The organism is Nitratireductor mangrovi, assembly GCF_007922615.2.
In the GTDB taxonomy this organism is placed as follows: domain Bacteria; phylum Pseudomonadota; class Alphaproteobacteria; order Rhizobiales; family Rhizobiaceae; genus Mangrovimarina; species Mangrovimarina mangrovi.
Genome location: NZ_CP042301.2, coordinates 4,283,811 through 4,297,442 on the forward strand (window position 1 = coordinate 4,283,811; position 13,632 = coordinate 4,297,442).

At 61.2% G+C, this 13,632-nt stretch carries 11 protein-coding genes; 6 read left to right on the plus strand and 5 right to left on the minus strand.

All coding sequences use genetic code 11. From position 1 onward, the window contains the following. Positions 1-40 precede the first annotated feature (40 nt). From FQ775_RS21030 to FQ775_RS21055, 6 genes are all read left to right on the plus strand, one after another. Positions 41-493 (plus strand): tyrosine-type recombinase/integrase, encoded by a 453-nt coding sequence (locus FQ775_RS21030; protein ID WP_146300929.1) that lies wholly within the window; start codon positions 41-43, stop codon positions 491-493. A 184-nt stretch (positions 494-677) separates the two neighbouring features. Further along, on the plus strand, positions 678-1,601 hold the full coding sequence (locus tag FQ775_RS21035; RefSeq protein ID WP_146300930.1) for an ArsR/SmtB family transcription factor: 924 nt from the start codon (positions 678-680) through the stop codon (positions 1,599-1,601). 109 nt (positions 1,602-1,710) lie between these two features. Next, entirely contained in the window at positions 1,711-3,219 is a 1,509-nt protein-coding gene (gene arfA, locus FQ775_RS21040; protein WP_146300931.1) for an arabinosylfuranosidase ArfA, read from the plus strand. Between the two features lie 50 nt (positions 3,220-3,269). Then, complete coding sequence (locus FQ775_RS21045) at positions 3,270-4,538, plus strand: extracellular solute-binding protein (RefSeq protein ID WP_146300932.1); 1,269 nt, start codon at positions 3,270-3,272, stop codon at positions 4,536-4,538. 54 nt (positions 4,539-4,592) lie between these two features. Next, complete coding sequence (locus tag FQ775_RS21050) at positions 4,593-5,477, plus strand: carbohydrate ABC transporter permease (protein ID WP_146300933.1); 885 nt, start codon at positions 4,593-4,595, stop codon at positions 5,475-5,477. Further along, complete coding sequence (locus FQ775_RS21055; RefSeq protein ID WP_146300934.1) at positions 5,474-6,316, plus strand: carbohydrate ABC transporter permease; 843 nt, start codon at positions 5,474-5,476, stop codon at positions 6,314-6,316. The genes FQ775_RS21050 and FQ775_RS21055 overlap by 4 nt, the downstream gene beginning before the upstream one ends. 16 nt (positions 6,317-6,332) lie before the next feature. Here the strand turns inward: FQ775_RS21055 and FQ775_RS21060 are convergent, their stop codons facing one another. The 5 genes from FQ775_RS21060 to FQ775_RS21080 form a co-directional block, all read right to left on the minus strand. Next, entirely contained in the window at positions 6,333-7,415 is a 1,083-nt protein-coding gene (locus tag FQ775_RS21060) for an ABC transporter ATP-binding protein (RefSeq protein WP_146302048.1), read from the minus strand. A gap of 819 nt (positions 7,416-8,234) precedes the next feature. After that, positions 8,235-10,049, minus strand: a complete 1,815-nt coding sequence (atzF, locus tag FQ775_RS21065; RefSeq protein WP_146300935.1) for an allophanate hydrolase — start codon at positions 10,047-10,049, stop codon at positions 8,235-8,237. A 29-nt stretch (positions 10,050-10,078) separates the two neighbouring features. Beyond that, positions 10,079-11,707 carry a dipeptide ABC transporter ATP-binding protein gene (locus FQ775_RS21070; RefSeq protein WP_146300936.1) on the minus strand — a complete coding sequence of 543 codons (1,629 nt, stop codon included), beginning with the start codon at positions 11,705-11,707 and terminating at the stop codon, positions 10,079-10,081. 1 nt (position 11,708) lies between these two features. After that, positions 11,709-12,608, minus strand: coding sequence for an ABC transporter permease (locus tag FQ775_RS21075; protein WP_146300937.1), 900 nt, complete (start codon positions 12,606-12,608; stop codon positions 11,709-11,711). Beyond that, positions 12,605-13,603 carry an ABC transporter permease gene (locus tag FQ775_RS21080; protein WP_146302049.1) on the minus strand — a complete coding sequence of 333 codons (999 nt, stop codon included), beginning with the start codon at positions 13,601-13,603 and terminating at the stop codon, positions 12,605-12,607. Before FQ775_RS21080 ends, FQ775_RS21075 begins: the two co-directional genes overlap by 4 nt. Positions 13,604-13,632: the final 29 nt, after the last annotated feature.

Here is a 13,632-nt window from a genome sequence, read left to right on the forward strand (position 1 = left end):
CATTGTTCCGACGGCCAATGGTGGCCGAAGGAGAACTCAAATGGGCATTGCACAATACGATCCTGCTGCGTTGGGACGCCCAGCATGGAATGCCGGCCGGAAGGTCGGCGTAAAGATTGGCACTCTTGTAATAGGCCAAGAAGTGCGGAAACGCGGCATGGTCGTCCAGCAGAAAACTGGGCGCCCCGTCCAGTTCGAGATCACAGCCGATGTCAGGGCAAGTTTGCTTGCGTGGCTTGAACGAAGAGGTGGCACGATCGATGACGTCGCCTTTCCCAGCCGTGTCGATCACGCCGATCATATTAGCACCCGCCAGTACGCAAGACTGGTGGTCGATGAGTGGGTCTCTGCGATTGGGCTGCGCCGCGAAGACTACGGCACGCACTCACTACGTCGCACGAAGGCGGCAATGATCTACAAGGCTACTGGCAATCTTCGTGCGATCCAGAACTTGCTCGGGCATGATGCTCTGGAATTGGCAGAGCACCACTGAAATTTGACGTGCGCGGCTTCGTGCCGAGCGGGGCCGCGTATGTCAGGGACAGCAGCAAAGCGCTTTCATCTCGGTCGTCAGGGATACTCCTAAAGCCTGCTCCGGTGCCTACCAACAGAACCTTTATTTATATCATATATGCTGATATGTAGCGGCGATCATCCCCTTCGACGGATCAGACCGCATGAGTGGCAGAGTACTTGTCGTAGACCCCTCGGAACGCCCTGATCTCATCCGGGGTCTGGCGAGCGAGATACGCGTATCCATCCTCAAACTGCTGCGAAACGGCGAGGAGAAAAACGTTAATCAGATCGCCGAACAGCTCAGCCTGCCCCAGTCGACGGTTTCATCCAATCTGCAGGTGTTGGAAGACGCCGGCCTCATTACGACGGCAAGCCGCAAGGCTCGAAAGGGAAGTCAGAAAGTCTGCAGGACGGCCTTCACCGAAATCCTTGTGGGGTTCCGTGACGACCTGCCGGAGGCCGGCGACGGAACGATCGAAGTATCCATGCCGCTCGGTCTTTACACGAGCTGCGAGGTGACCGGCCCATGCGGGCTCTGCTCGGTGGACGGGGTCATCGGCCTGCTCGATGTTCCCGATACCTTCCTCGATCCCGATCGAATGAAAACCGGCCTTCTCTGGTTTACCAGGGGCTATGTCGAGTACCAGTTTCCTAACAATACGAAGCTCAATCGCACGAAACCGACGGCGCTGGAATTCTCGATGGAGCTGAGCTCCGAGGTCCCCGGCACGGCCGCCGACTGGCCGTCGGACATCTTCCTGCAGGTAAACGGAATCGATGTCGGGACATGGACGTCGCCCGGGGATTTCGGCGACAAGCGCGGCGTCTATACGCCAGACTGGTGGAAGCTTGCGGGATCCCAATACGGCAAGCTGAAGAACTGGCGAATAAACGGCAAAGGCAGTTTCATCGACGGCGTCCAGATATCCGACGTGACGCTCGATGATCTGCTGATCGAACAGCACCGCTCTATCCGGATGCGCATCGGCGTGAAAGAAGACGCCGAACATCCCGGCGGAATGAACATATTCGGCCGCGGATTCGGCAATTACGATCAGGATATCGTGCTGCGCATAGCCACCTGACCAGCCGCTTCTCAAAAAATCGCCTTGACGGACAGCCTTTACTGACGCTTACAATAACGTCAATTCTGGTACAAACCGGAAATGACGTTATAAATGCGGGAGGAACGGCGTGGAAGCACACGTCACGGCGCATTCGCGCTATGTGATCGCCGACATTGACAATCGTCTCTACGGATCGTTCCTTGAGCATCTCGGGCGTGCTGTTTACACCGGCATTTACGAGCCCGACCATCCGAGCGCCGACGAAAACGGAATGCGCCGCGACGTCATCGACCTCGTGCGCGAGCTCGATACGCCGATCTGCCGCTATCCCGGCGGCAATTTCGTTTCAGCTTACAATTGGGAAGACGGCATCGGGCCGAAGGACGAGCGTCCGACGCGACTGGATCTCGCCTGGCATACATCGGAATCAAATCATGTCGGCATCCACGAATTCGCGGAATGGGCGAAATCCGCGAACACCGAAATGATGCTCGCCGTCAATCTCGGCTCGCGCGGGCTGGATGCCGCGCGCAACTTCGTCGAATACGTCAATCATCCGGGCGGCAGTTATTGGTCGGACCTGCGCAAGAAGAACGGCCGCGCCGAACCATGGGACGTGAAGCTGTGGTGCCTGGGCAATGAAATGGACGGCCCCTGGCAGGTTGGACACAAGAGCGCGGCGGAATACGGCCATCTGGCCAACGAAACCGCCAAGGCACTCCGCGCGTTCGACGACAGGCTGGACCTCGTCGTGTGCGGCTCGTCGCATTCGGATATGGCGACCTACCCGCAGTGGGAGGCCACGGTGCTGGAGAGCACATATGAGCAGGTCGACTACATCTCGCTGCACATGTATTTCGAGAACTACGAAAAGAACACCGCCGAATATCTGGCGCTGCCGATGAAGCTCGATCGCTATATCGGCACAGTCGGCGGCATCATCGACTATGTCAAAGCGAAGCGGCGGGCGAAGAACACCGTCAGAATCTCATTCGATGAGTGGAACGTCTGGTATCACGAGCGCAAAAACGACGCCAAACGCATGAAAGAGTGGGGATGGCCGCACGCGCCCGCGCTTCTGGAAGACATCTACAATTTCGAAGACGTTCTGCAGGTCGGCTGCATACTCAACACGTTCATCCGCCGCTCCGACGTTGTGCGCATCGCCTGCATCGCGCAGCTCGTGAACGTCATCGCGCCGATCATGACTGCGCCGGGAGGCTCTGCCTGGAAGCAGACGATCTACTACCCGTTCCAGTTAGCATCGCGCTACGGCCGAGGAACCGCTCTCCAACTGGATGTCGATTGCCCCGCATATGACGCCGACATAGCGGCAGGCGTCGACTATCTCGACATCGCCGGTGTTCACGACAGCGACGCCGGAACGCTGACCTTCTTTGCCGTCAACCGGAACGGCAAGGAGCCCATGGATATCAGCATCTCGATCGAGGGCTTCGGCGAAGCAAAGTCCGTCGCCCACACGCTGATCAAGAATGACGACCTCGAAGCGACCAATACAGAAAAGAACCCGGAGAACGTCAAACCCGAAGCCGGAAAGGGAGCGCAGCTGTCGGGCAGTCGGCTGACCGTCAGCATGCCGGCACATTCCTATTCGATGATCAGCGTACAGCTTTAGGAATGATTTCAGCGCGGCATCACGGCCGCACACCTAGGGAGGAAAAGCAGATGTTGAAACTGAGTGCTCTCAAAACAAGCGCGTTGGCGGCGGCGGTACTGATGTCGTCCGCCGCCTATGCAGAAGAAACCGTTGTCTGGTGGGATTTCCTTGGCGGTGGCGACGGCGTGCGCATGAAGCAGATGATCTCTGATTTCAATGCCGCGCACGAAGGCGAGATCAAGATCGATGCCACCACGCTGGAATGGGGCGTTCCGTTCTACACCAAGGTGCAGACGGCTGTGCCGGTCGGCGAAGCGCCCGACATCATGACCTATCACGCCAGCCGCATTCCGCTGGCCGTGGACCAGAACCTGCTGTCGGAAATCACGGCGGATGACTGGTCGAAGATGGACCTGGCCAAAAGCGACTATGCGCCCTCGACCTGGGATGCGGTCACCATCGACGGCAAGCAATACGCGGTGCCGCTCGATACGCACCCGATCGTCCTCTACTACAACAAGGACCTTCTCAAGCAGGCCGGGCGGCTCAACGACGACGGCACACCGATGGGCATGGACAGTCGCGAGGGCTTTACCGAAACGCTTCAGGCACTGAAGGATTCCGGGTCGGTCAAGTTCCCGCTTGGATCGGTCACCGCCGACGGCAACTTCATGTTCCGCACCATCTACTCGCTGATGGGACAGCAGGACGGCGAGTTGATGACCGATGGGGAGTTCCTTGTCGGCGACAATGGGCAGAAACTCCAGAACGCGCTTTCCGTGCTTGCCGAGTGGACGAATGAGGGCCTGCAGTCGACCTATACGGACTACCCGGCAACGGTCGCGCTGTTCACCTCGGGCGAAGCGGCGATGATGATCAACGGCGTCTGGGAAGTCCCGACGATGACCGACCTGCACAAGGACGGCAAGCTGTTCGAGTGGGGCGCTGTTGAACTGCCGGTGATCTTCGATCATCCCTCGACCTACGCCGACAGCCACGCCTTCGCGATTCCCGCCGGCGACATGAGCGCCGAAAAGCGCGACGCCGTGCTTGAGGTGATGAGCTGGATCTCCAAGAACTCGCTGTTCTGGGCGACCGCCGGCCACATCCCGGCCTACGGCCCGGTCACCGAAAGCGCCGAGTACAAGGCGATGGAGCCCAACGCGACCTATTCGCCGCTCACGCAGAACATGATCTTCGATCCCAAGTCGACGCTGGCTGGTATCGCTGGTCCGATCTTCGACGTCATGTCCACCTATTTCGTCCCGACGCTGAACGGTGAAATGGATCCGGCGGAAGCGGTCGAAGAAATCAAGGTCGAACTGAACGATCTGTGATCCTCCCCGGCAGGGTGCCCCAATGCGGGCACCCTGTTCGCCTGGAGTCTCACCTTGATACGCGATACGAAGAATGAGTGGCTTGTCGCCCTGATCCTGCTTACACCCTTCCTGGCGGTGTACGGGCTGATCTTCGTCTATCCCACCATCGACATGTTCCTGCTGTCCTTCACGGACGCCCCGCTGATCGGCGAGGGGGATTATGTCGGCATCGAGAACTACACCCGCCTCGGCCGCGACCGCCGCTTCGATACGGCGATGTGGAATACCGCCTATTTCGTCGCGCTGTCGGTCGTTCCCGGCACCGCCGTCGCGCTGGCGATCGCGCTTGGCGTCAGCAGGCTGACGGGGCGCATGCAGGCGCTGATCCTGGCGCTGTTTTTCCTGCCTTACATCCTGCCGGTTTCGGTCGTCTATCGCCTGTGGGACTGGACGATGAACTTCCAGTTCGGCATCGCCATGCACGTCTTCGACATGCTGGGCATCGCCAGGGTGCCGGTATTCAAGACAACGACATGGTTCATGCCGGCGGTCGCCTTCATCACGATCTGGTGGACCTGCGGCTTCAACATCCTGCTGTTCCTGGCCGGCCTTCGCGCCATCCCGCAGGAAATCTACGAGGCGGCGTCGCTCGACAATGCCGGGCGCTGGACGACGTTCCGCAAGGTGACGTGGCCGCTGTTGTGGCCGATCACCGCCCTGAACCTAACGATCCAGCTGATCCTGCAGATGAAGATATTCGACCAGGTTTATCTGTTCTCGGTGGGAGGCAGGCCGAACGACAACCTGGTCATGGTCTATTACATCTTCCAGCGCGCCTTCCAGTCGAACCATGGCGGACGGGCGGCGGCGATCGCCGTTGTCCTGTTCGTGATCGTTGTCGTCGTCTCGGTGCTAAATTTCCAGCTCACCCGGTTTTCAGGGAGCGGCAAGCGATGAACCCGGTCACCGCCCGCCGCTTCAATGTTGCCGGACTGGCGATCACGTTGCTGACAGTGGTGCTCGCAGTGCTGTGGGCATTTCCCATGTACTGGGGGGTCGTGAGTTCGCTGAAGCCCGACAACGAGGTGGTGCGGCCCTATATCGAGCTGTGGCCCGACACGCTGACATTCGAGCACTATGTGTTCGCCCTGACCCAGACGCAGATCGGCTACTGGTACATGAACTCGATCGCCACGGCCCTCGGCGTCATGGTGCTGACGGTGGGCAGCTCGATCTTCGCCGGCTACGCGATCTCCCAGTTGCGCTTTCCGTTCAGGACGGCGCTGTGGTGGTTCATCCTCGCCAGCTTCATGGTGCCCACGCAGGTCCTGATCATCAATCACTTCGTGCTCATGGCGAATATGGGCCTGCTGAACACCTGGGCCGGCATCATCCTGCCGCAGCTCATCCACCCCGTCATCATCATCGTCTACAAACAGTTCTTCGATCAGGTGCCCAAGGATTTCCGCGAAGCGGCCATCATGGACAACGCGTCGGAATGGCGGATCCTGTTCAAGGTCTACATTCCGATGAACTGGGGTGTTACGACCGCGCTGTCGATCGTCACCTTCATCTGGGCATGGAACGCGTTCTTGTGGCCGTTCCTGGCGGTCACCAAGACCGAGTTGATGACCATCACCGTGGGGATCACACAAACCAACGACAGCTTCGGCGTCTACTACGCCAGCGAACTGGCCGCCGCCGTCCTTGCCGGGTTCCCGGTGGCGCTGGCCTATCTGCTGTTCCAGCGCAGGGTGACGGAAGCCATCACGCTGAGCGCCGGCATCAAGGGATAGGCGCGAACACGGTCGTTCAGTGCGAGTGGTAGGCTTGGCCGAACCGGTCGAACAGGTGCACCGCCGAGGAATCGAAATCGAGGCTGATGTCGTCGCCGGGCGAAACCTCGGAACGGCCGCCGTCCTGCGCAATCACCTCCGTACCATCCTTCAGCGTGCAGTAAATCAGGGTTCGTTCGCCGAGCCGCTCGACCACACCTGCCTTGGCGTGGGTCGTAGCCGCTTTGCCGTTGCCGGAATTGACAACCCGGATGCCCTCTGGCCGGATGCCGAGTTCGTAGGAACCCGAGGCAGGATTGCCGATGTCAAGCGGCATCGCGGCGCCGTCGCCGAGCCTCGCGATGGCCTGGCCGCCGCCCGACACGTCCGCCTGCATGAAGTTCATGCCCGGGCTGCCGACGAAACCCGCTACGAAACGCGATGCGGGTCTGAGATACACCTCCATCGGCGTCCCGATCTGCTCGATCTTCCGATCATGGAGAACGACGATGCGGTCGGCCAGTGTCATCGCCTCGGTCTGGTCGTGCGTGACGTAAATCATCGTCGCTTTCATGCGCTGGTGCAGTTCGGCTAGCTCAACGCGGGTACGGACCCGGAGCGCCGCATCCAGATTCGAGAGCGGCTCGTCGAAAAGAAATGCCTTCGGTTCCTTCACGATTGCGCGGCCGATCGCGACGCGCTGGCGCTGCCCGCCGGAAAGCTGGGCCGGGCGCCGTCCGAGCAGTTCGCCCATTTCGAGAATACGCGCCGCTTCGTGAACGCGGCGCTCGATCTCGTCACTCGCCATGCGGATGTTGTGGAGCCCGAACGCCATGTTTTCGCGAACGGTCATATGCGGATACAGCGCGTAGTTCTGGAATACCATCGCCACGCCGCGCTGGCCGGGCGCCAGATGCTCGCTGCGCTTGCCGCCGATTGTCAGCGTTCCGCTATCGATCGATTCGAGGCCCGCAATCATTCTCAGCAAGGTGGATTTTCCCGAACCAGAAGGCCCGAGAAACACGATGAGCTCGCCCGAATTGACCACCAGCGAAAGGTTGTCGATGACCCGCTCAGTGCCGAAGCTCTTTGAGACGTTCGCCAGTTCGATATCTGCCATTGGCTCCTCCCAAAGGCATCTATCCATATTTGCGGTTACGTATCCAGAGTCAAACATTGAAGCATTGATCTGGATGTGCGCTGAGCGTCTGCACGAGTCCATTTTTCCACGGGACCAGAGGTTTGCCGAAACGCTCTGCGATCGCGACGATGCTCTCGTTCGGCCGATGACTGCTGAAAAATATGTAGCCACTCTTCCGGATCTCGTCACTGATTTCTAGACTAGTGACATCCTGGCACGCGGTACTTGACGCGACGCACGGCAACCTCCTCTTTGACCCAAGTTTACGCGAAGTCTACAGCGCGCTTAAGTGCAGGATCGACGTCAGCTATTGTGGGAAATTTTTCGCCGAACGGCAGGCATGGGTCGGGTGCAGAACGGCAGCTATCCGCCCGCGCCATCCGATAGCTGACCGTCCGAAGACGGCCCCGCAACGGCCGTCGGCTATGCACCCTCATTTCGGTCATTGGGGCAGACTTTGCCTCTGCAAGAGCTTCCAGTCCGCATGCGGCCCCGTTTCAGCCCCTGGAATACGACTGGGCTTCGGCTTCTGACCGCATCGGACGACTCGTCTTAACTCACCTGCCGCCTGATTTATTTGCACAACCTTGTCCGCCGGCGCGGTTCTGGTGAATAGGTCAATCAGATGAGGGGTAGCACCTCGATGTGACGGCGCTGGGCGCCGGAAACCGTGAATCAGCAGATGCCGACATCGTGCCGGCGACATGATGCAAGCTGGTCACATGAGATCGGTTATCGTGCTGACATGTGCCACCGGCGGCGGGCGCGGAACGTCGGCGGCCGGTATCGTAGCTGGCATCAGGCGACAGCCTCCTGGGCTGCGGTTTTCTGTCCGGCCGCCAGCCATGCGCGCCAGCCACAGAACGCGGTGATGTCTTTCGCTTCGGCAATTCCATGCGCTTCGCAAATGAAACCCTTCACCGCGCTGCCGTCATCGAGCGTGACGGTACCCAGCCCAAGCGGCGCCGGAATGCCGGCGAGGAATGCTCCCACTCCGGACTTCGGCAGCGCCCACACCTCTAGCGCGATCGATCCGCCGCCTTTCGCCTGGCGCACCATGCCCGGCCTGGCGGGCGGGCCTCCGGCGAGGGCGTAGAGCCCGTATTCCGGTGCCGAGTGCGCGGCGCGTAGGAACCGACCGCCCAGATCGGTGAGCTGGTGGTTGAGCGGCAGACCCGACATGTGCGCGCCGCAGACAGCGATGGCGATTTCGGAGTCGCGGGGTGCACCGGGTTCGATCGCCGTGTGCGTGGGCCGCTCCCAGACAGTCGCGCCCATCGAGCCGGCTTCCAGCGTCAGGGCGACTGCGGCGCAAAGCGCGTCCCGGCCCTTCTCCCCCAGCAGCGTAACGCTGCCCGGCCGACCGTCCGCGCGGGTGCCCGTTGGAATTGCGATCCCGCACATGTCGAGCAGATTGACGAAATTGGTGTAGGTGCCGAGAAGCGAGTTGGGGCCGATCGGATCGGCTTCGATCTCCTTCACCGAAACAAATGACGGGATGGTCGGAACGCAGAGCGCGTCGACCTTCGCCAAAAGGTTCAGGCAGGCCCGCTCCAGCTCCTTCAAGCGGTACTGGCCCTCAAAAGCGTCGACCGCACTGAGCGCGAGGCCGGGTTCGAGTATGGCGCGTGTGGTGGGATGGAGCGTTTCGGGCTTTTCGGTCAGACGGTCGCCGACAGCGGATACCCGCTCGGCAAGCCATGCGCCCTCGTAGAGCATGCGCGCGACTGCGTAGAACGGCTCGAAGTCGAGCTCGACGATTGTGGCGCCCGACGATGCAAGTTTCGCGACAGTACCGCGAAAGTCGGTCTCCTGCATTCCGTTGTCGAATGCGATCAGGCTCTTTGTATCCGGGACGCCGATGCGGAGGGCCGGTGGCACCGCCGACAGGTCCGAAACGGAGATGTCGCGCGAGTAGGCGTCTTTTGCGTCGAAACTGCAGGCGGCGTCAAAAACTGTCCAAGCATCGGCCACCGTCATCGCGAAAATTGAGATCGTGTCCAGCGTCCGGCAGGCGGGGACGACTCCCGAGCTCGACAGTGCTCCGAGTGTCGGCTTCAGGCCGACAATGGAGTTGAGCGCAGCTGGAACCCGGCCCGATCCCGCAGTGTCGGTTCCAAGCGAAAATGCCGCCATGCCTTGCGCCACCGCCACCGCCGATCCGGCGGACGACCCACCCGGCACAATCTCGGGGTCGAGCGCGTTGCGCGGCACCGGGTAAGGCGTGCGAACACCGACGAGACCTGTGGCGAACTGGTCGAGGTTGGTTTTGCCGAGGCATATCGCGCCGGCGGCGCGCAGTTTCGAAACCACGAAGGCGTCGTCAGCGGGCCTATATTCGAAGTCCGGGCAAGCGGCCGTCGTGGGCATGCCGGCTACGTCGATGTTGTCCTTGGCGACATAAGGAACTCCCCACAGCGGACGGCCGTCGGGCTTGCCCAGCGCTGCCGCTTCCGCAAGCGCTGTCTCGCGCGCTTCATGGATGAATATTCCAGGGTCGCCCACGGCCTCCAGGCGCCGGAACGCCTCCGCAATCACCGCTTCCGGCCGTACGCCCTCCGCATATGCCTTGGCGATTGCATCAATCGTGAATGGCAGTTCTTTGATATTCATAGGCACGATTCTTCTGGCTGTTGTAATGCTCATGCCGCCTTCCGGTCCGGCGCCTGCGGCGCGGCGGAAAGCAATTGGCGGGTGTAGGCATCCTCAGGGTTGTCCATGACGTCTTCGGTCCGCCCGGATTCGACGATCAAGCCGCCTTTCATCACCACGACCTGGTCACAGAGCAGGCGAACGACATTCAGGTCGTGGCTGACGAACAGGTAGCTCATGCCGAGCTTCGCCCTGAGATCGGCCAGCAGGTTGAGCACGACGGCCTGAATGGAAACGTCGAGAGCTGCGGTCGGCTCGTCGAGGACGAGCAGGTCGGGATCTGGTGCAATGGCGCGCGCAATGCCGACGCGCGCCTTCTGGCCACCGGAAAGCTGGTGCGGGAACCGGTCGAGCAGATGCGGCGGCAAACCGGTAAGCGCAGCAAGTTCTTCAGCCCGGGCTCGAAGCGTCTCCCTCTTGAGTGGTGTGAGGTGCTTGAGCGGTTCGGCGATTGCCTGCCGCGCAGTCTGGCGCGGGTTCAGGCTGTCCGTCGCATCCTGGAACACCATCTGGATCTTGGACCGCAGTGGATTTCGGGCGAACCCGGAAGCGGCAATCGTCGCGAGGTCCTGGCCCCGATAGAGAATGTGGCCCGAAGTCGGATCGAGCAGCCGGACAATCATTGACGATGTGGTGGACTTGCCGCAGCCGGACTCGCCGACGAGGCCGACGCTTTCCCCCTCGCGGATGGTGAAGGAAATGTCCTTCACCGCATGGACCGGACCCGACTTGCCCTCATAGGTCTTGGTAAGCCGGACCACCTCCATCATGGGCGCGTTGCCGATCGAGCGTGGTTCCAATGGCTTGCGCTGGTCTTCCGGCAGCAGCGAACGGATGGTGGCGCCGCGCCGCGGCGTCGCATTGACCAGCTTGGTCGTGTAGGGATGCTTCGGCTTCGTGAACAGGTCGGCAGGCCGGCCTTCCTCGACGATCAGCCCGTCCTTCATCACCACGATACGGTCGCAATATTGCGAGGCAAGCCCGAGGTCGTGGGTAATCAGGATCGACGACATGCCGCGCGCACGGACAAGTTCATCGACAAGGTCCATCACGGCCTTTTGGGTTGTGATGTCGAGACCGGTCGTCGGTTCGTCGGCGATCAGAAGCGTTGGCTCGCAGGCCAGCGCGATTGCGATCACGATGCGCTGGCACATGCCGCCCGAGAGTTCGAACGGATAGGCCTCGTAGCGCGCGGCGGCATCGTTGATCTTCACAGCTTCGAGCGCCGCGATTGCTTTTTCGCGGGCCTCCTGGCGCGTAGCGCGTCCGTGGTGACGCAACACGTCTTCGATCTGGTGTCCGACCTTGCGGATCGGGTTGAGGGCCGCCCGCGGGTTCTGGAAGACCATCGAAATTTCGCGACCGCGGATGTCGCGCATCGCACTCTCGGAAGCGCGGCGCAAATCGACACCCGAATAAATGGCTTCGCCGTTTCGGATCGACCCGCCCGCATCGAGGATGCGCATGAGAGCATAGGACGTGACCGACTTGCCTGATCCGCTTTCGCCGACGATGCCGAGCCTTTCGCCTTTCGCGAGTTCGAAGCTGATCCCCTTGACCGCCTCTACGTCGCCGCGCCGCGTGCGAAAACCGACCTGAAGCTCCTTGATCGACAGCATGTCAGGTCCTCCGCCGTGGATCGACGATGTCGCGCAGACCGTCGCCCATCAGGTTGAAGGTGAAAACCGCGAGCATCAGCCAGAGGCCTGGAAACAGCGCCAGCCACCATTCGCCCGAGACGATGAAATTGGCGCCCTCGGCGACCATGATGCCCCATTCGGGCGTTGGCGGGCGCACACCCAGGCCGATGAAGGAGAGACCGGCGGCATTCAGGATCGCCCAGCCCAGATTGAGCGAAACCTGCACCATCACCGGCGGCAGCGCATTGGGGAATATGTGGACAGCCAGCACGCGCCAGTCCGGATTGCCGGCAAGTTTGGCGGCGAGCGTGAACCCGGCCTCGCGACGGATGTTGACCTCCGCGCGGACCACCCGGGCGTAGAAGGGGATGTTGATGATGGCCGTCGCATAAATGATGTTGGCGACCGAATTGCCCAGCGCGGCAACGATGCCCATTGCCAGCACGAAAAGCGGAAACGCCATGATCGTGTCCAGGATGCGGTTGAGCACATTGTCGGTCCAACCGCCGCGATAGCCGGCGACCGCGCCCAGTAGCGAGCCGATCACGAAAGAGAGCGCGACGGCGGCAACCGAGATGATGAGGTCGAGCCTCGTCGCAACAATCACGCGCGAAAAGACATCGCGCCCCAGACTGTCGGTGCCGAACCAGTGGCTCCACGATGGCGGCTGCAATGCAATGGCGGCATTCGTCGCCAGCGGATCGTAGGGCACGAGATAGGGGCCGATGAGCGCCGACAGCAGGAAGAAAGCGAACATGCCGAAGGAAACGGCCGTGACCGGATTTTCCTTGAGCACATAAAGCACGTATCCAAGGGTTCCGGAGCGTCTATTCGTATCGCTCGCCAGAGCGCCCGAGGCTGTCACGCTTGTCTCGGTCATTTCGCTGCCGTCCCGAAGCGCGGATCGATTACCGAGTAGGTCAGGTCGATCACGAGGTTGAGGAAGACAAACAGCAACGCCATCGACAGGACGAAGCCCTGCACGGCGGCATAGTCGGAAACGACGAGCGCCTCGACGGCGTAAGAGCCAATGCCGGGCCAGGCGAAAACCTTCTCCACCAGCACATTGGCACCGAGCACGAAGGAGAAGACCATGCCGAGCGTGGTGACAACGGGCAGCAGCGCATTGCGAAACGCATACCCGTAAAGCACCTCGCGGGAACCCAGGCCGGCCGCGCGCGCGGTGCGGATATAGTCGGCGGAAAGCGCAGACAGCATCGCGGCGCGGGTCATGCGCGCGATCGGCGCCAGCGTGAACAGGGCAAGCGTGATCGCTGGCAGGACAAGCTGCTTCAGCGCGCCGAGCCATGTCTCCCAGTCACCGTCAACTGCCGCATCGATGAGGAAGAAACCGGTGACGTGCGGAGGCTCAAGATAGATGAAATCGAGCCGCCCGAGTGGTGAGGGTGCGACGCCCAGAAGGTAATAGAAAACGTAGATCAGCACGATGCCGGTGAAGAATGTCGGCAGCGACACGCCTGCCGTCACAAGCAGCCGGCAGAGCTGATCGATCCAGCTGCCGGGCCTGGTGGCGGCCAGCACGCCAAGCGGAATGGCGATTCCGCAGGACAGGATGAGCGCGCATAGCGTGAGTTCGAGCGAGGCCGGCAGCCGCGAAGCCAGCTCAGTGGTTACCGGACGACCGGTCGATACGGACTGGCCGAGGTCGCCCTGGAGGAGCTGGCCGACATAAATGACGAACTGCTCCGGGAGCGGCTTGTCGAGACCAAGCTGGACGCGGACTTCCTCGATAGATTCAGGCGTCGCCGCAATTCCGGCGAACTGCACTGCCGGGTCACCCGGCAGTGCTCGTGTCAGCACGAAGCTGATGATGACGACACCGATGACGACCGGCACCGCCTGCGCGATGCGCATCAATATGGCGGTGCCGCGTCCGTTCACGG